Origin of the sequence: Stenotrophomonas sp. CFBP 13718, assembly GCF_014842145.1 — a bacterium.
In the GTDB taxonomy this organism is placed as follows: domain Bacteria; phylum Pseudomonadota; class Gammaproteobacteria; order Xanthomonadales; family Xanthomonadaceae; genus Stenotrophomonas.
Genome location: NZ_JACYVC010000010.1, coordinates 26,859 through 50,235 on the forward strand (window position 1 = coordinate 26,859; position 23,377 = coordinate 50,235).

Here is a 23,377-nt window from a genome sequence, read left to right on the forward strand (position 1 = left end):
CAACTCCCGCCAGCGTGGCTGGCAGGCAGGGTTGGCGTCCGGGGATGGGGGCCAGGTCGCAACGGCGACCGCGCCCGCCTGCCGCTGGCGGTGCCGTCGACTTGCTGCCTTGGGGATACCTATGAACCGCCTGACTACCGCCGCCCTGCTGTGCCTGATGTCGCTCGCCATCAGTGCTTCAGCGCAGACCACGCCGCAGTGCCCGTCCTTGCCCACCAGCAGCAACCTGCAGTGGCAGGAGCAGGCCACAGGGGATTTCCTGGTGTGTCGTGCCACCACAGGGGACGGCCGCGAGGTGCTGAGCCTGATGCTGACCGGCAATGATCCAGGTCTTCGCTTGCCGCGCGCACTGCGCCATGAAAAGGACAGCTTCGCCGGCGAAGAACTGTACTGGTACCAACCCGACCTGGGCGGGCAGGAGCCGCCGGGATTCGCTGACCGGCGGGTGAGCGTGGTCAAGATCGACAAGAACCGCTACGCGCAGATGGCCCTGTATCCCAGCAACAGCGAAGAGCGGGCCAGCCTGCAGCAGATGATCCGCGGCATGAACCTGACCCCGGCCGCCGTGGCAGACGGCCGCTGATCATGCAGGCCATGCCGGTGGGGCCGATGCAACGACCGGCCCCGCTTGCCGCATGCTCAGAAACGACCTTCCTGGAGATCGACGAAGGCCTGCATCAGCTCCTGCCGCGTGTTCATCACGAACGGCCCATGGCGTGCGACCGGCTCGCGCAGCGGCCGGCCTGCGACCAGGATGAGGCGCGCATCGCGCGTGCCACCGACGACATGCAGCGCATCGCCGCCGCCCAGCACGGCCATCTCCTGGCTCGCCAGCGGACGCGCATCTTCGCCGAGGCCGATCACCGCATCGCCTTCGAACACGTAGGCGAACGCGTGATGGCCTTCGGGCAGCCGGTAGTCCCACGTCGCCCCGGCCTCAAGGCCGATATCCAGGTAAACCGGGTCGGTTGCCGGCTGCACGATCGGGCCCGCCGTCCCGTCGACCTCTCCTGCGATGACCTTGACCCGCACGCCCGCGGCCGGCGTCAGCTGGGGAATCGCCTCCGGCGCGAACTCCTGGTATTTCGGCGCGGTCATCTTGTCCCGCGCCGGCAGGTTCACCCACAGCTGGAAACCGCGCATGCGCCCACTTTCCTGCTCGGGCATCTCCGAGTGGACCAGACCGCGGCCGGCCGTCATCCACTGGACGCTGCCCGGCGTCAGCAGACCCTCGTTGCCGTGGTTGTCCTTATGCCGCATGCGGCCATCCAGCATGTAGGTGACCGTTTCGAAACCCCGATGCGGGTGGCTGGGAAAGCCGGCGATGTAGTCCTCGGCCTTCTCCGTCCCGAACTCGTCCAGCAACAGGAACGGATCCAGGTCCGGCAGCGAAGAGCCGCCGATGACACGGGTCAGGCGCACGCCCGCCCCGTCAGACGTGGGCATGCCGCGGATCGTACGCAGAACGCGGACCGGTGCGTGGGTGCTCATGGGAACTCCAGTGAATGACTACGACAAAGATGGGCGCTGTCGCGATCAGGACCAAGCACGCCCCCCGCAACCCATTGTTCCAGTGCTGGCGTGCCACGCCTCGGTGTCCGCCGCCGACGGCGGGTGACGTTGGACCGGGTGCGCCGAAATGTACCGCCGGGAGGCACTGGCGGGTTACGACCAAAGTACTAGCCCTGAAACACCCTGTCTGCATTGACCCTGCAAAGGCCAAAGCGGACCCTTACGACGTACCTCCGGGAGAGTTCACCTCATGAAAGGCTTCTCAAAGCTGGGCTGGGCACTGCTCGCATTGCTCGGCGCATTCTGTCTGGGCACCGTGGCGCTGCGCCGCGGTGAACCGATCAACGCCCTGTGGATCGTGGTGGCTGCGGTCTCCATCTACCTGATCGCCTACCGTTTCTACGGTCTGTTCGTCGCCAGCAAGGTGCTGCAGCTGGACCCGACACGGGCCACGCCCGCCGTGCTGAACAACGATGGCCTGGACTACGTGCCGACCAACAAGCACGTGCTGTTCGGCCATCACTTCGCTGCCATTGCCGGTGCCGGTCCCCTGGTCGGCCCGGTGCTGGCCGCACAGATGGGCTACCTGCCCGGACTGCTGTGGCTGGTGGTCGGCGTGGTCCTGGCCGGCGCAGTGCAGGATTTCATGATCCTGGTGCTGTCCAGCCGCCGCAACGGCCGCTCGCTGGGTGACCTGGTGCGCGAAGAAATGGGACCCGTCCCCGGCACCATCGCGCTGTTCGGTGCCTTCCTGATCATGATCATCATCCTCGCGGTGCTGGCGATGGTGGTGGTGAAGGCGCTGGCGGAAAGCCCGTGGGGCATGTTCACGGTCATCGCCACGATGCCCATCGCGCTCTTCATGGGCGTGTACATGCGCTACATCCGCCCCGGCAAGATCGGTGAGATCTCGGTGGTCGGGTTGATCCTGCTGCTCGGCTCGATCTGGTTCGGCGGTATCGTCGCCGCAGACCCGGTCTGGGGTCCCGCCTTCACCTTCACCGCCAAGCAGATCACCTGGATGCTGATCGGTTATGGCTTCGTGGCTTCGGTGCTGCCGGTGTGGCTGCTGCTGGCACCACGCGACTACCTGTCCACGTTCCTCAAGATCGGCACCATCATCGCCTTGGCCGTCGGCATCCTGATCGTCATGCCCGAGCTGAAAATGCCGGCGCTGACCCAGTTCGCCGCCAGCGGCGACGGTCCGGTATGGAAGGGCGGGATGTTCCCGTTCCTGTTCATTACCATCGCCTGTGGTGCGGTCTCCGGCTTCCATGCGCTGATCGCGTCGGGCACCACGCCCAAGCTGCTGGCCAACGAATCGCATGCGCGCTACATCGGTTACGGCGGCATGCTGATGGAATCGTTCGTTGCCGTCATGGCGCTGGTCGCCGCCTCGATCATCGAGCCGGGCATCTACTTCGCCATGAACAGTCCCGCCTCGGTGATCGGTGCCGATGCGGTTTCCGCCGCGCACTACATCACCACCAACTGGGGCTTCACCATCACCCCGGAGCAGCTGGAAGCCACGGCCGTTGCCATCGGCGAGCCGACCATCCTGCATCGCGCCGGTGGTGCACCGACGCTGGCGGTAGGCATCGCGATGATCCTGCACGAAGCGATCCCGAGTGCCGGCGACGCGATGATGGCGTTCTGGTACCACTTCGCCATCCTGTTCGAAGCACTGTTCATCCTGACCGCGGTCGATGCAGGTACCCGCGCCGGTCGCTTCATGCTGCAGGATCTGCTGGGCAACTTCATCCCGGCGCTGAAGAAGACCGAATCCTGGTCCGCCAACATCCTGGCGACGGCTGGCTGTGTCGCACTGTGGGGCTACCTGCTCTACTCGGGCGTGGTCGATCCCTTCGGTGGCATCCAGACCCTGTGGCCGCTGTTCGGTATCTCCAACCAGATGCTGGCCGGCATCGCGTTGATGCTCGGCACCGTGGTGCTGTTCAAGATGAAGCGTGACCGCTACGCCTGGGTCACTGCTGTGCCGGCGGTATGGCTGTTGATCTGCACCACGTATGCGGGGCTGATCAAGATCTTCGACAGCAACCCGGCGCAGGGCTTCCTGGCACAGGCCCATAAGTACCAGGATGCCATCGCCAGCGGCACCATCACCGCACCGGCCAAGACCGTCGGCCAGATGCAGCAGATCGTGGTCAATGCGTACGTCAATACGAGCCTGACGGTGCTGTTCCTGCTGGTGGTCTTCTCGATCCTGTTCTACGCGCTGAAGACCATCTTCATCGCACGCCGCGCCCCGCAACGTACCGATCGCGAGACCGAGTACGTGAAGCTGCTGCCGCACCAGATGGCGGACCTGTAATGAGTACACAACTGGTACCGGCCGGTCAGCACCAGGCCCACCGCCGTCTCTGGCGGCGACTGGTGCAGACCGCGCGGCTGTGCTGCGGGATCCCGGATTACGACAACTACGTGCGGCACGTGCTGGAAAACCATCCGGACCGCACCCCGATGGACTACAAGACCTTCTTCCGCGAGCGACAGGAAGCGCGCTACGGCGGGCGCAACGGAGGCCNGTCCACGGTCGCGTTGGCGCCAGCACCCGGCCGGCTTGTGTACGCCTGGCCACGTTGCAGCAGATAGAAACTGTCGACGTAGTCGTGCTCATCAACGAACCAGGCGTCAGGCATTACCGTCAGCACCGCATCGGCGATCACGCTGACCAGACCTACGGACGGCTGGATCGGACCGATCGTGGCCCCGACCACCTTGATGAGTGCCGAGAGCATCGTCTTGTAGTTGGTTTCCCCATCTTCTTCGAACAGCTGGACGTTGGCCACGTCGTAACGGTAGTTGTCCCATTGAATCCAAGGCTGGCCGGGGTAGTAATCCGTCTTGTCATACTCCAGCCATGGCATTTCGAATGTGTGCATCTCCGGCTTCTTCTCGTCCACCTGCAGCCCGGAAACGATCGCGAATATCTCCGCAGCCCCTTTGAGGTTCGGCTCCTAGTCAACGGCGAGCCGGATGTGATCAAGCCGGGTGATGTCCAGCGTATCGGCCTGGGCAGCCTGGGCGGGCAGCGTCTGCAGGCCTGCTGCTCGCAGTCCCTCGTTGACCACCTTCATTCCCTCCCGCAGCGCGGTGCGTGTGTCCACCTCCACCAGCAGCAGCGGGAACGCGGGACGCGCGTCGATGCCGATTTCCTGCATGCTGCCATCGGCGGCATACGTTCTTACCATCGTATCCAGGCGATCCTCGCCCATCGGAACCGCTGCCACCCGGTACGCTGACAGCGCAAAATCCTCCCGTTGGGCGCCTTCTGGCAGCAATACCCTGACCTGCAGGAGATCGGCACCCTGCTCCGGAAGGCCCTTCAGCGCGCGCAGGCTCCGATTCGCCCGCTGCAGACGGCTGGCCGCCATCGCATGCGCGCCGAGTTGCTCGACGACCTTCGACAAAGGTGCCGTCTCCCCGCCTTCTGCGGCGATCACAGCGAGCGCATCCGCGACGAAATCCTGATGCCGCACGAGGTCGCGCACCTCAAGGATGGCGTCGCCCAGGACCGACGCCACGGACGCACCGGGCTCCAGCGTCAGTGCGGTTCCGGCGTGGGCCGTGGATACGGCGGTGGACAGGGCAAGCGCCAACAGGCAGGTTCGAGTGAAGGAATTGCGATTCATCGTTTTCTCTCTTCAAGGCGTACAGCAGCGCCCGCCCGGCGTTGTGTCAGGCTTCAAGCGCGCGGCCTTTTTACGACCTCGGCGAACGTGATGAGTCAATGCGGGTCGCAGAAGTAGCGGGGCGGGTGAAACCCTTACTTGTCTGTACGTTCCAGTGCTTGTCGGCCGGTCCGCCTGCACGTCGTCACAGGGCAGTCTCCACGGATCGCTTTCACGCCTTGTCGGGTCCGGCACGATGTTCTTCAAGGATCCGTGCACGATCCCGCGCCGTACGTGTCGGGCCGTGGCACGGCCGCATGAAAGGCGTCCAACGTCGCGTCATGGATGTGCTGAAAAAGACGTAATCCGCAACGTAGAGGCGGGTTATGGGACCCGCGTCGCCATCCCGCATTGTCGGCCGACAGATGGTCGGGCCTCATCCCAGCGGAGCATCCGCGCCATGAAGCACCCCGCACTGTGGTCGTCATTTCTGCTTTTTCACGCCCTTGCCGCGCACGCGGTGAGCCCGCGCCCTGCTGACATGATCGACCTCGACCGGCCGCTCGACCACTACCTCTGGATCACCACCCACAACGCAGCGAATCACGGAGGCCTGCTACCCAACCAGTCCTTCGACATAACCGAGCAGCTCCAGCGTGGCGTGCGGGGGCTGATGCTGGACATCCATGAGCGTGACGGGCGACTGTTTACCTGCCATGCGAACTGCACCTTTGGACGCAAGGCACCCCTGACGGAGGACATGGGGGCGGTGTCCCGCTATCTGGACACCCATCCGGACGCAGTCGTCACACTTCAGCTTGAAGATTACTATCGGCGTGGCGCAATGGACGCGTTCGTGCGCGACAACGCCGGCCTGTTCAAGCACAGCTTCAAGCCGGGCGATCCCCGCTGGACGGCGCTGCGTGGGCAGTGGCCTACCCTGCGCGAACTGATCGCGGCCGACCAGCGCCTGTTGGTTCTGACACAGCGGGCGGAGCTTTCAGGCGCGTATGCCGATGGGCTGATCACGTTCATGCACGACCAGGCAGTCACCGCAGAGAACTATTGGAGCCTGGGCGCCACGGTCTTCACCCATGACACTACGTGCAAGCCGCGCTGGAGCGGGATTCCCCTGGACGCAACCGACCAGCCGCTGGGGCTGCCGCGCCTGTTCGTCATGAATCATTTCCACGGCGCGCCCTTTTCCTGGCATAGCGGTGTCGACAATCGCCTGGACACCGTCGTGCAACGACTGGACACGGCCTGCCTCCCCGCCGCCAAACGCATGCCGAACTATCTGGCGATCGATTTCATCGATTGGGGCGACATGCTGGAATTTGCCGAGACCTACAACAACGGCGGGCTGTTTGCCTTCGCGGACAACGGTGCAACGGGCGGACCGATATGCAGCTTCAGCACGGCGTTTGAACGGAACTGGTCGCTTGCATCCGCGCCGCGCATGGGCTGCGAGAACAACACGATACGCTCGCTCGTTTTCCGGGGTGCCCGCCAGGGCCAACGCGTGACGCTGCATGATGCGGCAGATGGCGATACCCAGCGCGCTTACACCGTTATCGACGTGCTGCAGGACATCGCCTGGAACCAGCCGCAGTCCGTAGAACGCCTGGACCTCGAGTTCGACTCGGCCTACCTGCGGGTAAGACCCTTCAAGGGAGGCCCCCTTGATGGAAGCGTCTCACACATCTCAGTGGAGCCAGCTGCCCGCTGAGCAGGCCCCCTGCTCCCTGCGTGTGCCGCGTCACGAGCCGGCGCAAAGGCCGGCTCGCGCGCTGGACCTGCGGATTTCTGACGGCCGGCACTAGGCGCCGGCCATCGCCTTCAGGATCAGGCCGGTAACGTACGCCAGTCCGGTTCCCGTCGCATACCCCACCGTGCCCAACAGCACACCGACCGGCGCAAGGCTCGGGTGGAAGGCCGCGGCCACCACCGGTGCCGATGCGGCTGCGCCGATGTTGCCCATCGAGCCGACGCCGAAGAAGAACAGCGGTGCGCGCATCAGCTTTGCCACGATCCACAGCACCAGCACGTGGGTGGCCATCCAGATCAGGCCCAGCACGAACAGCCACGGCCGATCAAGCAGCGACAGCAGATCCATCTGCATGCCGATGCAGGCGATCAGGAAGTACAGAAACACGGTACCCAGTTTCGACGCGCCGGCCGACTCCAGCCGCCTTGCGCGGGTGAAGCTGAGCGCCAGGCCGAGGCCGGTGGAGAACAGCACGACCCAGACGAACTGGCTGTCCAGGCTGAACTGGCTGGACCAGCCCACGTTGGCCTTGAACCAAGCGGCCAGCGGTGCGGCGATGGCGTGCGCCAGACCGACGCCGCCGAGCGCTACGCCGACGATGACCATCAGATCGGTCAGCGTGGGGATGCGCGAGTTCTGCGCCTCGTAAGCGCTGATGCGGGCCTTCATCTCATCGATGGCCCGCGTATCCGCGCCATTGCGGGCATCGATCTGCTCCGAACGGTTGGCCAGGAACAGCAGGATCGCCATCCACAGGCTCGCGCAGGCCACGTCCACCACCGCGAACTGCCCGAACGTGGTGGCGTCGGTGCCGAAGATCTCGCGCATCGCCACCATGTTCGCACCGCCGCCGATCCAACTGCCGGCCAGCGCCGCCATGCCTGCCCAGGTATCACCGGACACCGTTTCCGGATGTATGAGTTTCATCACCTGGAACGAGACGATGGCACCCAGCATCACGCCAGCCGTACCGGCGCAGAACACTACCAGCAGCTTCGGTCCCAGCTTGGCGATGCCCTTCAGATCGATGGACAGGGTAAGCAGGATCAGCGCGGCCGGCAGCAGCACGTCGCGCGCCACCGGGTTGTACAGCGCGGTGCCATGGCCGTCGATCAGCCCGGCCGTGTTGTAGATGGCCGGGATGAAGTAGCACAGCAGCAACGCCGGCACCCAGGCGAAGATCTTTTTCAGCAGTGGCGTGGGACCACTGGCAGCCCAGAAGATCAGGGCGAGCGTGGCAGCGATGAGTCCCAGGCCGACGATGTCGCTGGAAATCAGGGCAGTTGCAGGTTCGGTCGGCATGGCGTCCTCTGTCGATCGAAAATGGTGGGCGAAAAAAATGCCGCAGGACGCGGCACCCTTCGAGCTTAACATCGCCATCACAACCGCGCTTGAAAAGAGCCGCTGCCGAGCGTGCCAACTTCAGCCGGCACGCACTCTACCCAGAGAAAGGTACGCCCGACGCGCTGACATCCAGTGTCGCCCGCGTGCCGCGTGGCTGCACCGGGTCGAACCGCAAGGTCCAGCCCAGGTGCTCGCACAGCCGTGCCACCAGCTCCAGGCCGATGCCGCCGTGTTCGTTGCGGAGCCCGCGCGCCATCCGTGCATGGATGGCCGCGATCTCCTCCGGGCTCATGCCGTGTCCCGGATCGCGCAGGGTCAGCACGCCGGCGGACGAAAGATCGAGCTGGATCGCGCCGCGACCACTGTTCTCGATCGCGTTGCGCAGCAGGTTGCCGATCGCCGCCTGCACGACGGCCAGCGGCGCCACGATATCCACCGGCGCGGCGTGCAGGGCCACGGTCAGGTCCTTGTCTCCCAGCAGGTGGCGATGGTCCTCGATGATCTGCGGCAGCAACTGGTCCAAGGCGACGCGCTCGGCACGAGCGGCAAGTCGGGCCGGGTCGCGGGCCAGCACCAGCAGCAGTTCGATCAGTTCTTCAACGTCCGCCGCCGTACGCTGTACGCGCAGCATCTGCTGGCGTGCACGCTCCGGTAGCCCCGGTTGTTCCAACGCCAGTTCGGCCGCACCGGTGATCACCGCTACCGGCGTGCGCAGCTCATGGCTGGCCGTGCTGATGAACACCCGCTCGCGCTCGACGAACTGCTCGTTGCGCGCCAGGTAGTCGTTGAGCGCATTGGCAATGGTATGCAGCTCGGCGCTGCCACGTGCATCCACCTGGATATGCTGGCTCGGCGCACCGGGCTTCAACGCGGCAATGTCACGCGCCAACAGGCTCAACGGACGCACTACCCGCTGCATGCCCAGCCGCGCCATCACCACGGTCACGATCACCATCACCAGGCCCGCCAGCAGCACCCAGCGGGTAGCGAACTGCTCCAGCGCCTCGAAATCCGAAATATCCAACGCCAACGCCACGCGTCCCATCGTCTGGGTCTGCCGCACCATCACCGCCGCCTGCCGCTCCCCGATGGGCACGCCATCGTGCAGCCCGGGATGGAGATCACGCACGCTGGCCGGCGTTCCCGGCTGGTCCAGCCGGAACAGACTGAGCGTGTCCGAATCCTGCCAGCGGTACTGCGGGTCGCGCGCACTGTGCGCGAGGATGCTGTCCAGCTCGGAGTTCAACAGCGCCCGCCAGGCCGCATGTTCGGCGTGCTCATGCACGTTGTTGCCAACCCCGAACACGGCCAGTGAGATCAAGGCCAGGTAGGTCAGCAGCCATCCCAGTACCCGCCGGTACAACGGAGCAGGCCTAGCCGCCATCGGTGGCCTCCGGCTCCTGCACAGCCAGGCGGTAGCCGACGCGCGGCAGCGTGTGCAGCAGCTTGCGCGCGAAGGGGCCGTCCACGCTGCGACGCAGTTCGTAGACATGCGAGCGCAGCAGGTCACCGTCAGGTGGCTCGTCGCCCCACAGGGCGAACTCCAGCTGCTGGCGCGTCACCGCTGCGGGGCTTGCGCGCATCAGCACCTCCAGCAACTTGCGGCAGGCGGGGTAGAGGTGCAGCGTCTGGCCCGCGCGCTGGGCTTCCAGCGTTGCCAGGTCAAGCACCAGATCGCCCACCTGCAGCCGTTTGCGCGGATTACGGCCCTGCGCGCGCACCCGCAGTGCATCCAGGCGGACCTCCAGCTCGGGCAGTGCGAACGGTTTGGTCAGGTAGTCGTCCGCCCCCGCCCGGAACCCGGCGATCTTGTCAGGCAGGTCGTCGCGTGCGGTGAGCATGATGACCGGCACTTCAGAGGCGTGGTCCGACCGCAGGCGGCGCAGCACTTCAGGTCCTTCCATGCGCGGCAGCATCCAGTCCAGGATCACCACGTCATAGGTCTGCGTGGTCGCCAGGTGCAGCCCGGTGATGCCGTCCGGCGCGACGTCCAGCACGTGCCCGCGCGATTCGAAGTAGTCGAACAGGTTGGCGACCAGTTGCCGGTTGTCCTCGATCACCAGAAGCCGCATGCGCTTTCCCACCCTGTGTGTGGCTGCATGGTACCGCTGCCCGTGTCGGAATCACGTCCCCCCGCCCTCGCCGCCAGCACGGATGCCACTTGCGGCAACCCGCCGCGCCCACTAGCCTTCGGCGGTCGTTCACCACCCAAGGATCGCCCGTGAAACACCGTCATCTCCTGCTGGCCTCGGCGATCGCCGCCGCCACGTTGTCGCTGGCCGCCTGCAAGAAGGAACCTTCGCCGGAAGCCGACACCGCGGCGACCACGGCACCGGCCGGCGAAACCGCTGACCAGTTCGTGGCCCGGATCAATGCGGAGTACAAGGCCGCGTACCCGGAGATGACCTCGGCACAGTGGCTGTCTTCCACCTACATCAACAGCGATTCCGAGCGTGTGGCGGCCAAGGCCAACGAACGCTCGCTGACCCAGCTCAACAGCTGGATCGAACAGGCCGCGAAGTTCGAGGGGCAACCGATGTCCGACGACAGCAAGCGCGCCCTGCATCTGCTCAAGCTGATGTCGTCGATGCCGGCCCCGCGCGACCCGGCCAAGCTGGCCCAGCTGACCCAGATCGCCACGCGCATGGAAGGCAGCTACGGTGCAGGCAAGTACTGCACCGATGCCAACGATCCCACTTCCTGCCGCCAACTGGGCGACCTGGAGCAGGTGCTGTCCAGCAGCCGTGACTACGACCAGCAGCTGGATGCCTGGCAGGGCTGGCACGGCACCACCAAAGACATGCGCGGTGATTACCAGCAGTTCGTGAGCCTGGTCAACGAAGGCGCCAAGGGCCTGGGATTTGCCGATGCCGGACAGATGTGGCGCAGCGGGTACGACATGCCGCCGGAGCAGATCGGTCCGGAAACCGACCGGTTGTGGGAACAGGTCAAGCCGATGTACGAGCAGTTGCACTGCTACGCGCGCGGCAAGCTGGACGCCACCTACGGCAAGGACAAGGCCGAAGCGGGCAATGGCCTGATCGCTGCCCATCTGACCGGCAACATGTGGCAGCAGGACTGGTCCAACCTGTGGGACCAGCTGCAGCCGTACCCGGGTGCGGGCAGTCTGGACATCACCGCTGCGCTGGAAAAGCAGTATCAGGGCAACCTGAGCGGCGCACTGGCCAAGGCGGGCAGCAACGCCAACGTGGAAGGCCTGTACAAGGCACAGCGTGAAGCCGAACTGCGCACTGCGCGGCAGATGACCGAACGCGCCCAGGATTTCTACGTGTCACTGGGCATGCCGTCGCTGCCGAAGTCCTATTGGGACAAGACCCAGTTCATCAAGCCGCAGGACCGCGACGTGGTGTGCCATGCCAGCGCGTGGGACATGAACATGGAAGGCGATGTGCGCACCAAGATGTGCATCAAGCCCAACGAAGAGAACTTCACCACGATCTACCACGAGCTGGGCCACATCTATTACGACCTGGCCTACAACCCGCTGCCGCCGCTGTTCCAGGGCGGTGCGAACGACGGGTTCCATGAAGCAATCGGCGACACCATCGTGCTTGCGATGACGCCCAAGTACCTCAATTCGATCGGTCTGGTGGACAAGCCGGAAGAAAGCCGCGAAGCGGTGATCAACAACCAGATGCGGATGGCCCTGTCCGGCGTGGCCTTCCTGCCCTTCGGCCTGATGATCGACCGCTGGCGCTGGGGCGTGTTCGACGGCTCGATCACCCCGGACAATTACAACAAGGCCTGGTGGGACCTCAAGGCGCGTTACCAGGGCGTGGCACCGGCCACCACGCGCGGCGAGGAGTTCTTCGATCCGGGCGCGAAGTACCACGTGCCGGGCAATACGCCCTATACGCGCTACTTCCTGGCCCGCATCCTGCAGTTCCAGTTCTACAAGGGCCTGTGCGATGCCTCCGGCTACAAGGGCCCGCTGCATGAGTGCAGCTTCTACGGCAACAAGGAAGCGGGGCAGAAGTTCTGGGCCATGCTGAGCAAGGGTGCCAGCCAGCCGTGGCAGGCCACCCTGAAGGAACTCACCGGCGGTGAAAAGCTGGATGCCGGCCCGATGATCGAGTACTTCAGCCCGGTCAACGCGTGGCTGAAAGAGCAGAACCAGGGCCAGGTGTGCGGTTGGCAGGCCAGTGCCGCGGCGCCTGCTGCACCGGCAGCACCGGCAGCACCCGCACAGCGCTGACCGCGCCCCGTCATCCGGTAGCGCCGCGCCCTGCTCGGCGCTACCTTCGGACCTCATGCGACGCCGGGCATCGCCCGGCGCCGTCACGGCTGATCAGTTGGCCTTGCCTGCCGTCATCTTCGCGGCAAGCGCATCCTTGAACTCATCGAAACTGACCCCTTGCGCATTGGCCTCCGCCTGCGCGGCGTCACGCAGCGCATCGGAATACACCAGGCGCACCGGCGTGCCATTGCGCTCGTGCAGTTCACCCGCCTGCATGATCAGGGACAGCACCTGGGCAGCACTCTCGCTCTGGCCGGCAATGCGACCGTCCATGCCCAGCACCCATTCGCCATCGCGGCGGACAATGCCGGCCAGCAGCGTCCGCTGCTGATCGCGCAGTTCGGCGTGCGGCTCGACGGGCGAGGCGTTGGCAGCGTCCCGGTTGGCGGTCTGGGTTTCGCGGCGCCGGCGGATATCGCGGCGCAGTTTGGAAGTGGTCGACATCAGGGGCTTACAGTCATCCGGGTGCGCAAGGATACCCCAGCGGCGTCCCGCGCCGGCTTCACCGCCACGGCCCGCGCACGGCGCAGCGGCTCTGACGGCTGGGGCTCAGCGTGCAGGGGCGTGCGGGTTGCGCCGAGCGCAGGCGTTCTCCCAGTACCACACCGACGCCCCAAGCACGAAGAAACCAGCGTAGCCAAAGGCGAGGTGCACCGGGTTGCTGCTCAGCAGGGGCGACAGCACACCGGCAACGAAGGTATTGATCATCATCTGGATGAACATCTGCATCGAGGAGGCGAGCCCGCGCTGGTGCGGGTACAGATCCAGCACGCCCAGCGCCAGGATCGGGAAGATCATCGCCAGTCCGGTGCCCCCCATGAATATCGGAACGACCGCCCAAGGCAAGGCGATTTCTGGCACCGACAGCACGTAGCCGATGTTGAGCACCGCCGACAATCCACACAGGCCGAAGCCGATGCCGATCTGCCGCTGCGGAAGCACACGCCCGGCCATCTGCCCGGACAGGAACGCCCCCAGCGTCATCCCGCCGATGGTCGGCACGAACAGCCAGGCAAAACCGCCCTCACCCAGTTTCAGGTGCTGCATGACGAACACCGGGGCCGAGGAGATGTACAGGAACACGCTGGAAAAATTCAGCGCACTGGCCAGCGCAAGGCGCAACAGGCGTGGGTTGGAGCCCATCCGCAGGTAGTCGCGCAGCAATCCGCGCGGCGACAGTGACGTACGCGCTTCGACCGGATGCGTCTCGGGCAGGAACCGCGCCGTGGCCACCAGCAACAGCAACGAAAACACCACCAGGAACCAGAAGATCAGCGGCCAACCGGCGCCACTGAGCAGGATCCAGCCGCCGATGATCGGTGCGATGGCTGGGGCGATGCCGAAGATCATCGAGACCTGGCTCATCAGCCGCTGGGCATCATGGCCGTGGTACAGATCGCGGATCACCGCACGGCCGACGATCATGCCCACACCCGCTGACAGGCCCTGCAGCGCGCGAAACACCAGCAGCGTGGTCAGATCGGTTGACAGCGCGCAGCCTACCGAGGCGCCGACGAAGATCACCAGCCCCCCCAGGATCACCCGCTTGCGCCCCAGCGCATCCGAAAGCGGCCCGTGGGCCAAGCTCATCAGCCCGTAGAACAGCAGGTACACGCTGATGGTCTGCTGCACCGCGACCTCGTCCACACCCAGGCGCTGCGCCAGTTGCGGAAAGGCGGGAAAGATCGTGTCGATCGAGAACGGACCAAACATCGCCAGACCTGCGAGCAGCAGAGCCAGACGGCGGGTCGAGGGCGAGGCGGCAGTCATGGAGGTGTCCGGAGAAGCCGTGCAGGCCATGCGCGGCAGGCGCCAGCCCGTGTCCGGAAAAGACAGGAAGGCGGCGCCGGATGAATACGAGTGGTGCGTCATGATAGGCCGTAGCGGCCCCCTTTGCCATTCGGTCCGATCCGAAAACGTCTGGTCCCTGACCCCATTCAGCCGCACATCCATCAGGGCCGACCGCTATAATCAACGGGCAACAAGGTGGGAGAAGCAGGACACCGCTGCCGAAGGCGCAAACGCCCGTAATCGCTCAGGCCCGTGACCACCCGCATCAAAACTCTGGAGAGACCGGTTCGATCCGGCGCCGAAGGGGCACGAAGCCGCGCACATGCGCGCTTCCAAACTCTCAGGCAAAAGGACAGAGGGGCGCCCCGCAGGCTGCCGAATGGCGGCCTGCCCACGTGCGTGCCCTTTCCCGACGGATCCTTCGCCATGCCCCAGAACACCCCTTCGCTGCGCGAGCTCGAACACCACAATGCGTTCGTCGAACGCCATATCGGCCCCAACGATGCCGAAATCGCGCAGATGCTCGGCGTGGTCGGCCACGCCTCGCTGGATGCGCTGACCGACGCCATCGTGCCCGCGCGCATCAAGTCGCCGGCACCGCTGGCGTTGCCCGAATCGGTGACCGAAGTCGAGGCGCTGGCGAAGATCCGTGCAATCGCCGACCAGAACACGGTGCTGCGCAGCTTCATCGGCCAGGGCTACTACGGTACCCACACGCCGAACGTCATCCTGCGCAACATCCTGGAAAACCCCGCGTGGTACACGGCCTACACGCCGTACCAGGCCGAGATCTCGCAGGGCCGCATGGAAGCATTGATCAACTTCCAGACGCTGTGCGCGGACCTGACCGGCATGGAAATCGCCAATGCCTCGTTGCTGGACGAAGCCACGGCGGCGGCCGAAGCGATGACCCTGGCCAAGCGTTCGGCGAAGTCGAAGTCGGACACCTTCTTCGTGCACGACGCGGTGCATCCGCAGACGCTGGAACTGCTGCGCACCCGCGCCGAGCCGCTGGGCATCGTACTGCGCGTGGGCACCCCGGCCGAAGCACTGGAAGCGGAAGCTTTCGGCCTGCTGCTGCAGTACCCGGACACCTTCGGCCAGGTCGGCGACTACAAGGCGCTGGTCGATGCCGTGCATGCACGCGGCGGCCTGGTGGCCGTGGCGACCGACCTGCTCGCACTGACCCTGCTGGTGGCACCGGGCGAATGGGGCGCGGACATCGTGGTCGGCAACAGCCAGCGTTTCGGTGTGCCGTTCGGTTTCGGTGGCCCGCATGCCGCCTTCATGGCCTGTCGTGATGCCTACAAGCGCTCGATGCCCGGCCGCCTGATCGGCGTATCGATCGACGCGCAGGGCAACCCGGCCTACCGCCTGACCCTGCAGACCCGCGAGCAGCACATCCGCCGCGAGAAGGCCACCTCCAACATCTGTACCGCGCAGGTACTGCTGGCGGTGATGGCGTCGATGTACGCGGTGTACCACGGCCCGGAAGGGCTGACCCGCATTGCCCGCCGCACCCATCGCCTGGCGGCGATCCTGGCGGCTGCCCTGCGCAGCAACGCGGTGGCCGTTGGCGAAACGTTCTTCGACACGTTGCATGTCACCGGCATCGATGCCGACGCCGTGCATGCCAAGGCCCGCGCTGCCGGCTACAACCTGCGCGCGATCGACAGCAGTTCGGTGGGCATCAGCCTGGATGAAACCGCCACCCGCGAAGACATCGTCGCGCTGGCCCAGGTATTCGGTGCACACGCGGATGTGGAAGCACTCGATGCGAGCACGGCCGATGCCATTCCGGCCGGCCTGGTGCGCAGCAGCGCATTCCTGACCCACCCGGTCTTCAATACCCACCACAGCGAACACGAACTGCTGCGTTACCTGCGCTCGTTGGCCGACAAGGATCTGGCGATGGATCGCACGATGATCCCGCTGGGTTCGTGCACGATGAAGCTCAATGCCACCGCCGAAATGATTCCGGTCACCTGGCCGGAGTTCGGCAACATCCATCCGCTGGTGCCGGCGGAACAGGCCGTTGGCTACAAGACACTCATCGAGGGCCTTGAAGCGATGCTGGTGGAATGCACCGGTTACGACGCTGTGAGCCTGCAGCCCAACTCCGGCGCGCAGGGCGAATATGCCGGCCTGTTGGCCATCCGTGCCTACCACCGCTCGCGCGGCGACGATCACCGCGACATCTGCCTGATTCCCGACTCCGCTCACGGCACCAACCCGGCCTCGGCGCAGATGTGCGGGATGAAGGTCGTGGTCACCAAGACCGATGCCAACGGCAATGTCGACGTCGATGACATCCGCCGCAACGCAGAAAAGTACAGCGACCGACTCGCCGCGCTGATGGTCACCTATCCGTCCACGCACGGCGTGTTCGAGGAAGAGATCGTCGACATCTGCGAGATCATCCACCAGCACGGTGGTCAGGTGTACACCGATGGCGCCAACATGAATGCCTTGGTCGGCGTAGCCAAGCCCGGCAAGTGGGGCTCGGACGTTTCCCACTTGAACCTGCACAAGACCTTCTGCATCCCGCACGGCGGCGGTGGTCCCGGCGTGGGACCGTGTGCCGTCAAATCGCACCTGGCCCCTTTCCTGCCGCGCGCGCTTGGCGGCGACGGTGATGTCGGGATGGTCTCGGCCGCCACGTTCGGCAGCGCCTCGATCCTGCCGATCAGCTGGATGTACATCACGCTGATGGGGACCGAAGGGCTGCGCAAGGCCACACAGGTCGCGCTGCTCAATGCCAACTACATTGCAAAGCGACTGGCCCCGCACTTCAAGACGCTGTACACGGGCCGCAACGGTCTGGTCGCGCACGAATGCATCCTCGACATCCGTCCGCTGGAAAAGACCAGTGGCATCGGCGCAGAGGACATCGCCAAGCGGCTGATCGACTTCGGCTTCCACGCCCCCACCCTCAGCTTCCCGGTGGCCGGCACGTTGATGGTCGAGCCGACCGAGAGCGAATCCCAGCATGAGCTGGACCGTTTCATCGACGCGATGATCCAGATCCGCGAGGAAATCGCCGCGATTGAAGATGGCCGGTTGGAACGTGAAGACAATCCCTTGAAGAACGCTCCCCATACCGCCACGGCCGTGACGGCCAGCGAATGGACGCATGCGTATCCGCGCGAGCTGGCGGCGTTCCCGCTGGCCAGCCTGCGGCAGTCCAAGTACTGGCCGCCCGTGGCCCGCGTGGATAACGTGTATGGCGACAAGAACGTGATGTGTGCCTGCATCCCGGTCGATGCGTACAAGGACGACGAAGTCGACGCCTGACGGCGTCAGCACGACCTGACCGTTTCACTGCATCACGGCCCGCGCAAGCGGGCCGTTTTTTTTGCGCCAAGGTGACAGACCCGGATCGCCGCGCTGCCTGCCGTGTCGCACCTGACAGGGCCAATAACGACTAGTCCGTGACTCCCTACAGCGCTCTGCGCGACATCACGTTCGCGGTTGGAGCCGCGTCGCATTCAACAACCACCCACCGCTCATCGAAAACGGAACCGTGTCGCAGACGTAAGAAACCCGGGTTTTTATGCTGGGCGCGTCACATTCGAACGCTCCTGTCGCGATGGTGTAGACGCACGATGACTCCACGTTCTGACGCCGGCCAGCCAGAACGGATCCCGGATCGCGAACGGGATCGACACCGCCGCCCATCCTGGTCGGCGGAACCCGTCAAACGGAGAATCATCATGAACAATCTGAAGACCCTCGTCGCCGCCGCTGCCCTCGCCTTCACCTTCGCCATCCCCGCTGCAAATGCGCAGCCTGCGCAGGACCGTGGTGGCGCGGCGGATTGCGCCGTGAAGCTGGCCGCGTGCCTTGCTGAGGGTGGCGGTGCAGTGACCTGCGGCATCGAATTCGTGAAGTGCCTGACCTCAGACAGTCCCTCGGCTTCAATCGCCGATCGCCGCGAGGACTGAAGCCCAAGGGCACGGGCGCGAATGCTCCCGTGCTCTCTTCAGCAACGCGGTCCCCATCCGACCAACTTCAAACAGGATCTGACATGTCCGTCATAAAAAGCGCTGCTCTGGCTGTCGCCATGACCTTCGCCATATCGCTACCTGCACTGGCCCAGCCTGCTGAGCCAAGCGCTGGTTCAATCGATTGCGCCAAGGCGTTCTTCCAATGCTATTACCTAGATGGACGCGACTTCATCAGCTGCTCGCTCGAACTGCGCAAATGCCTCGCCAGCGACAGCCCTCTCGCGCTGCCGCCTTCACGTGATCGCTAAGTCCATTGGGCCGATGCGACGAAAAGGAAAATCCATGAACATCCGAGTCCTCGCCAGCAGTCTGTTGCTGGTCAGCGCCATTGCCGTTCCCACCGCTCACGCACAGGTCGTCCCAACCGGAAATCCGGTGACCTGCGGCGCCGAGTTCGTAAAATGCGTCGCAAAGACCGGCAACTGGCTGATCTGCGGGGTTGCCTACAAGCGGTGTATCGACACGCGCGATACAACGGCTGTGGCGACCCAACCGCAGGCGGATTGAGCGCCCGCACAGGCGCGGCCGGTGCACCGATCGCGCCGACGCGGATTGCAGAATGGTTGCTGCGTCGAGATCAGCGACGTCCGGCCCGGATGCGTCGGGCAAGCGCACTGCAGCTGGCAATGAAGGCAGTCAGCACCACCATGGACAGGAATTGCAGGCGCGTCTGTTCGCCATACAACAGCAGAGCGAAGATCAGTGCCAGGATCGCCAACGCCAGCCCCGTCAACCACGGGAAAGCCGCCATGCGGAACGGCAATGACAGCCCCGCCCGATCCGCACGTCGACGCAGCACCAGCTGCGACGCCAGCGAAATCGTCCACACCAGCAGGCAGGTCGATCCGACGATGTTCAACAGCACCGGCAGCACTCTGGTCGGGAACAGCAGCTCCATGACCGTAGCGGCGAAGCCGAACAGGACGCTGGCAAGCACAGCGAGTATCGGCACTTGCCGGCGGTCTGCACGCCCCAGCGCGGCGGGCGCTTCACGGCGCTGCGCCAGGGAGAAGATCATCCGCGATGCCCCGTACAGATTGGCATTGAGCGCTGACAGCAGGGCGATCACCGCGACCAGGGTGATGGCGGTACCGGCGCCCGGAATATTGGCCGCTTCCAACACGGCGGCAAAGGGCGACTTCAACGCCTCGCTGGTCCACGGCACCACCGCGATGATGACGCTCAGCGAGCCGATGTAGAACACCAGGATCCGCCACGCCACCGTACGGATGGCGCGCGCGATGCTGCGCTCGGGGTCTTCGGTCTCGGCCGCAGCCACCGCTACGATCTCGGTCCCGCCGAAGGCGAAGATCACCACGAGCAATGCCGCCCCCACACCCGCCAGACCGGTAGGCGCGAACCCGCCATTGGCGGTGAAGTTGGACAGGCCCGGCGAGGCCGCGTTCGGCAGCCAGCCCAGCAGCAGGGCCGCACCGATGACGATGAAGCCGAGGATCGCGGCCACCTTGAGGATCGCGAACCAGAACTCGAACTCGCCGAAGTTCTTCACGCCCAGCAGGTTGATCGCGGTGAAGAACACCATGAAGGCAAGGGCTGCCATCGGAACGGAGAGACCGGGCCATACCGTTGCCAGCAGACCGGCCGCGCCTACCGCTTCGGCCGCGATCACGATCACCAGCTGGACCCACCACAGCCAGCCCACCGTGGCGCCCGCGGTCGCACCCAGCGCATCGGCGGCATATACCGAAAACGCGCCGCTGGTCGGCTTGTTCGCCGCCATCTCGCCCAGCGCGTTCATCACGATGATCACCAGTGCGCCAGCAACCAGATACGACAACAGCACGGCCGGGCCTGCCAGCTGCACGCCGACCCCGGAGCCGAGGAACAGGCCTGCGCCGATGGCGCTGCCCAGCCCCATCATGATCAGCTGGCGGGGCTTGAGCGCATGGCCAAGGCGCGTGGTGGTCGAGGCTATGGAAGCGGGGGTCGGGTTGTCAGGCATCGAAGGGCACGTGTGCGGCAACAAGGCCGTCACATTACCCTGTCCAGCGCGCGGACGGGATAGGCCGGATGGCCGGCCTGCTCAGCCGCCGGCCAGTTCGGCGATCCGGGCCCGATAGGCACGTGGCGAGACACCCGTTTCGGCCTTGAACTTGCGGGTGAACGCGCTCTGGTCACTGAAGCCACAGGCTTGGCCGATACTGGCGATGCTGTCATTTCCATGCAGCAGATGCATGGCCATCTGGATCCGCAGCCGGGTCAGCACCTGCTGCGGCGTCATCTGGAAGACCTTGCGGAAGCTGCGCTCCAGCTTGGACAACGAGAACCCGGTGATGTCCAGAAGCGTCTGCATGCGCACGTTTTCAGCGTAGTGCGCGTTGAGATGGGCCAATGCCAGACGCAGGTGCTCGTACTGCGCTCCCAGACTATGCTTCTGCCCCAGATCGCGGGAAATGCCGATCAGGCCCTGGATGCGCCCGTCCACCACCAGGGGCCGCTTGCAGGTCAGGCACCAACCCGGCTCGCGGTTGGCGAACAGGTGCAGTTCCATGAGGTTTTCGATCACCGCCCCGCCCAGCACCCGAGTGTCCTGGTCGGCGTAGTCCGCGCTCAGGCCTGTCGGGTAGATTTCCGCCGCGGTGCGGCCGATGACCTCCTTGCGCGACTTCAATCCAAGCCGCCGCAGCATGGTCTGGTTGATGTGCGTATATCGCCCGTCGCAGTCCTTCATGAAGAAGAGCACATCGGGAATGGCGTCAAAGAGGGCTTCGATTTCGGCGGGTTCAACACGCATGCGCACAGCATAACCGAGCCCCATTTTCCCTGCGCGTTCACCCGCACGGGACCGTGGATTAACACCCGTCGGGCCATGGTCGAAGGGAAAAAGCCCCGCCCACCCTCCAGGAGACCTCCCATGGCCGCCAGCAAGCCATCCGGCAAGCGCGCATCCGCCTCGACCGCCCCATCCGAAGACGCCCCCCGCGAAGAGCGCGGTACCGGTGACGAGCTGCACCAACTGGCAGGCGGCTCGCATCCGGTGCTGACCAGCAACCAGGGCATCCCGATCGCGGACAACCAGAACTCGCTGCGCCAAGGCCCGCGGGGCCCGACCTTGCTGGAAGATTTTCTGCTGCGCGAGAAGATCACCCACTTCGATCATGAGCGCATCCCGGAGCGCATCGTCCATGCGCGCGGTAGCGCCGCCCACGGGTACTTCGAGCTGACCCGTTCCTTGGGCAAGTTCACCCGCGCCAGGATCCTGACCGAAGTCGGCGTGAAGACGCCGGTGTTCACGCGCTTCTCCACGGTGGCCGGCGGCGCCGGGTCGGTCGATACGCCGCGTGACGTGCGCGGATTCGCGGTCAAGTTCTACACCACTGAAGGCAACTGGGACCTGGTGGGCAACAACATCCCGGTGTTCTTCATCCAGGATGCCCTGAAGTTCCCCGACCTGATCCACGCAGTGAAGATGGAGCCGGACCGTGCCTTTCCGCAGGCGGCCAGCGCCCACGACACGTTCTGGGACTTCGTTTCGCTGATGCCCGAATCCATGCACATGATCATGTGGGCGATGAGCGACCGCACCATTCCGCGTTCGCTGCGGATGATCGAAGGGTTCGGCATCCACAGCTTCCGCCTGCTCGACGAGGCCGGCAACTCCACGTTCGTGAAGTTCCACTGGCGTCCCAAGCTCGGCCTGCAGTCGACGGTATGGGACGAAGCGCTGAAGCTGCAGGGCGCTGACAATGACTTCCAGCGCCGCGATCTGTTCGAAGCGATCCAGCGTGGCGACTTCCCCGAGTGGGAACTGGCTGTTCAGCTGTTCACTGAAGAAGAGGCCGATGCGTTCCCGTTCGACCATCTGGATTCCACGAAGATCATTCCCGAGTCGCTGGTGCCGTTGCAGGTGATCGGGCGCATGGTGCTGGATCGCTGGCCGGACAACTTCTTCGCCGAAACCGAGCAGGTGGCTTACTGCCCTGCGAACGTGCCGCCGGGCATCGATTTCAGCAACGACCCGCTGCTGCAGGGCCGTCTGTTCTCGTATCTGGATACCCAGCTGATTCGCCTGGGTGGGCCGAACTTCCACCAGATCCCGGTCAATGCACCGAAGTGCCCCTTCGCCAACCACCAGCGCGATGGCCACATGCAGATGCAGATTCCCAAGGGTCGCGTCGCCTACGATCCGAGCTCGCTGGAAGGCGACAGCCCGCGGCAGACTCCGGCGGGCTTCCGCAGCCATGCAACGCCCGATGACGGGCGCAAGGGCCGGACCCGCGCGGACAGCTTTGCCGACCACTACAGCCAGGCCCGCATGTTCTTCCGCAGTCTGGAAAAACCGGAGCAGGCACATCTCGCCTCCGCGCTGGTCTTCGAGCTGTCCAAGGTGGAGACCGGCTACATCCGCGAGCGCGTCGTCAGCCACGTGCTGAACATCGATGAGTCGCTGGCCAAGCGCGTTGCCGATGGGCTGGGCATGGACGACCTGCCCGACGCCGCCCCCACCGCCATTCCGGCGCAGGACATGCCGAAGGCACCGGAAGTGCGCACCATCGGTCGCGGCAAGGAGAGCCTGCAGGGCCGCTGCATCGGCATCCTGTTCGATCAGGGTTCCGATGCGGGCACCATTGCCGCGCTCCGGAAGGCGGCACAGAAGGCCGGCGCCGACGTGAAACTGGTAGCGCCGAAAGTCGGCGGCGGGGTGCTCAGCGATGGCAAGCGCCAAGCGGCCGATGGACAGCTCGCCGGTACGCCATCGGTCGTGTTCGATGCGGTAGCGGTCGTGCTGACGGCCGATGCGGGCCGGGCGTTGTCGAAGGAATCGGCTGCCATCGATTTCGTCAGCAATGCCTGGGCCCACCTGAAAGCAATTGCGAGCGACGAAGGTGGCACCGCGCTGTTGAAGGCGGCCCGCGTGGGCACTGATCCGGGCATCGTCAATGCAGCCGACGCGGAGGCGTTCGTCGCCGCTGCATCCACCCGCCAGTGGGCGCGCGAGCCCAAGCTGCGGCTGCTGGCCTGACCCCCTCAGAGCAGCACGATCCAGGCCGCGCCGTTCACCGGATGACGGCGTGACCCGATTGCGGATTCGAGACCTGTGTTG

At 65.0% G+C, this 23,377-nt stretch carries 18 protein-coding genes, 1 pseudogene and 1 riboswitch; of the genes and pseudogenes, 10 read left to right on the forward strand and 9 right to left on the reverse strand.

The features are described from left to right. The first annotated feature begins 121 nt into the window (after positions 1–121). Positions 122–583, forward strand: coding sequence for a hypothetical protein (locus IFT58_RS14810; RefSeq protein ID WP_249405035.1), 462 nt, complete (start codon positions 122–124; stop codon positions 581–583). A gap of 56 nt (positions 584–639) precedes the next feature. Here the strand turns inward: IFT58_RS14810 and IFT58_RS14815 are convergent, their stop codons facing one another. Then, complete coding sequence (locus tag IFT58_RS14815; protein WP_192095774.1) at positions 640–1,491, reverse strand: pirin family protein; 852 nt, start codon at positions 1,489–1,491, stop codon at positions 640–642. Positions 1,492–1,762: 271 nt separating this feature from the next. Here IFT58_RS14815 and IFT58_RS14820 point away from each other — a divergent pair, with 271 nt between their 5' ends. Both IFT58_RS14820 and IFT58_RS14825 read left to right on the forward strand, forming a co-directional pair. Then, a complete protein-coding gene (locus IFT58_RS14820) occupies positions 1,763–3,844 on the forward strand; it encodes a carbon starvation CstA family protein (protein WP_192095776.1) in 2,082 nt (693 codons plus the stop codon). Beyond that, the coding region (locus IFT58_RS14825) for a CstA-like transporter-associated (seleno)protein (protein WP_192095875.1) at positions 3,844–4,057 on the forward strand (214 nt) is incomplete at its 3' end. The genes IFT58_RS14820 and IFT58_RS14825, both read left to right, overlap by 1 nt. A 1-nt stretch (position 4,058) precedes the next feature. Here the strand turns inward: IFT58_RS14825 and IFT58_RS18845 are convergent. Further along, positions 4,059–5,165: pseudogene (locus IFT58_RS18845) on the reverse strand (DUF3103 family protein); the annotation flags it as partial. Positions 5,166–5,604: 439 nt separating this feature from the next. On the opposite strand from IFT58_RS18845, the gene IFT58_RS14840 reads away from it, so the two are divergent. Then, positions 5,605–6,873: a phosphatidylinositol-specific phospholipase C domain-containing protein gene (locus IFT58_RS14840; protein ID WP_192095779.1), complete on the forward strand. Its 1,269-nt coding sequence runs from the start codon at positions 5,605–5,607 to the stop codon at positions 6,871–6,873. A 90-nt stretch (positions 6,874–6,963) separates the two neighbouring features. On the opposite strand, the gene IFT58_RS14845 is transcribed toward IFT58_RS14840, so the two are convergent. From IFT58_RS14845 to IFT58_RS14855, 3 genes are all read right to left on the reverse strand, one after another. Continuing rightward, entirely contained in the window at positions 6,964–8,214 is a 1,251-nt protein-coding gene (locus IFT58_RS14845) for a DUF819 family protein (protein WP_192080287.1), read from the reverse strand. A 136-nt stretch (positions 8,215–8,350) separates the two neighbouring features. After that, positions 8,351–9,640 carry a HAMP domain-containing sensor histidine kinase gene (locus tag IFT58_RS14850; RefSeq protein WP_192095781.1) on the reverse strand — a complete coding sequence of 430 codons (1,290 nt, stop codon included), beginning with the start codon at positions 9,638–9,640 and terminating at the stop codon, positions 8,351–8,353. After that, a complete protein-coding gene (locus IFT58_RS14855; protein WP_192095783.1) occupies positions 9,630–10,328 on the reverse strand; it encodes a response regulator transcription factor in 699 nt (232 codons plus the stop codon). Before IFT58_RS14855 ends, IFT58_RS14850 begins: the two co-directional genes overlap by 11 nt. A gap of 149 nt (positions 10,329–10,477) precedes the next feature. On the opposite strand from IFT58_RS14855, the gene IFT58_RS14860 reads away from it, so the two are divergent. Further along, complete coding sequence (locus IFT58_RS14860) at positions 10,478–12,472, forward strand: M2 family metallopeptidase (protein ID WP_192095785.1); 1,995 nt, start codon at positions 10,478–10,480, stop codon at positions 12,470–12,472. Positions 12,473–12,565: 93 nt separating this feature from the next. Here IFT58_RS14860 and IFT58_RS14865 read toward each other — a convergent pair whose 3' ends face one another. Both IFT58_RS14865 and IFT58_RS14870 read right to left on the reverse strand, forming a co-directional pair. After that, positions 12,566–12,958 carry a hypothetical protein gene (locus tag IFT58_RS14865; protein ID WP_188324619.1) on the reverse strand — a complete coding sequence of 131 codons (393 nt, stop codon included), beginning with the start codon at positions 12,956–12,958 and terminating at the stop codon, positions 12,566–12,568. Between the two features lie 105 nt (positions 12,959–13,063). After that, on the reverse strand, positions 13,064–14,284 hold the full coding sequence (locus IFT58_RS14870; RefSeq protein ID WP_192095879.1) for a multidrug effflux MFS transporter: 1,221 nt from the start codon (positions 14,282–14,284) through the stop codon (positions 13,064–13,066). A 284-nt stretch (positions 14,285–14,568) separates the two neighbouring features. Next, positions 14,569–14,671: riboswitch (glycine riboswitch) on the forward strand. 60 nt (positions 14,672–14,731) lie between these two features. Between IFT58_RS14870 and gcvP the strand changes: the two genes are divergently transcribed. The 4 genes from gcvP (at position 14,732) to IFT58_RS14890 (ending at position 18,819) form a co-directional block, all read left to right on the forward strand. Next, positions 14,732–17,599 (forward strand): aminomethyl-transferring glycine dehydrogenase, encoded by a 2,868-nt coding sequence (gene gcvP / locus IFT58_RS14875; RefSeq protein WP_192095786.1) that lies wholly within the window; start codon positions 14,732–14,734, stop codon positions 17,597–17,599. A gap of 419 nt (positions 17,600–18,018) precedes the next feature. Continuing rightward, a complete protein-coding gene (locus tag IFT58_RS14880) occupies positions 18,019–18,249 on the forward strand; it encodes a hypothetical protein (RefSeq protein WP_192095787.1) in 231 nt (76 codons plus the stop codon). Positions 18,250–18,332: 83 nt separating this feature from the next. Then, entirely contained in the window at positions 18,333–18,560 is a 228-nt protein-coding gene (locus IFT58_RS14885) for a hypothetical protein (RefSeq protein WP_192095788.1), read from the forward strand. Positions 18,561–18,594: 34 nt separating this feature from the next. Continuing rightward, complete coding sequence (locus IFT58_RS14890; protein ID WP_192095789.1) at positions 18,595–18,819, forward strand: hypothetical protein; 225 nt, start codon at positions 18,595–18,597, stop codon at positions 18,817–18,819. A gap of 70 nt (positions 18,820–18,889) precedes the next feature. Here IFT58_RS14890 and IFT58_RS14895 read toward each other — a convergent pair whose 3' ends face one another. Together IFT58_RS14895 and IFT58_RS14900 are read right to left on the reverse strand one after the other, a co-directional pair. Continuing rightward, on the reverse strand, positions 18,890–20,275 hold the full coding sequence (locus tag IFT58_RS14895; RefSeq protein ID WP_192080267.1) for an amino acid permease: 1,386 nt from the start codon (positions 20,273–20,275) through the stop codon (positions 18,890–18,892). A gap of 81 nt (positions 20,276–20,356) precedes the next feature. Continuing rightward, complete coding sequence (locus IFT58_RS14900) at positions 20,357–21,067, reverse strand: AraC family transcriptional regulator (protein WP_188324625.1); 711 nt, start codon at positions 21,065–21,067, stop codon at positions 20,357–20,359. Positions 21,068–21,187: 120 nt separating this feature from the next. Between IFT58_RS14900 and IFT58_RS14905 the strand changes: the two genes are divergently transcribed. After that, positions 21,188–23,296, forward strand: coding sequence for a catalase (locus IFT58_RS14905; RefSeq protein WP_192095790.1), 2,109 nt, complete (start codon positions 21,188–21,190; stop codon positions 23,294–23,296). Positions 23,297–23,377: the final 81 nt, after the last annotated feature.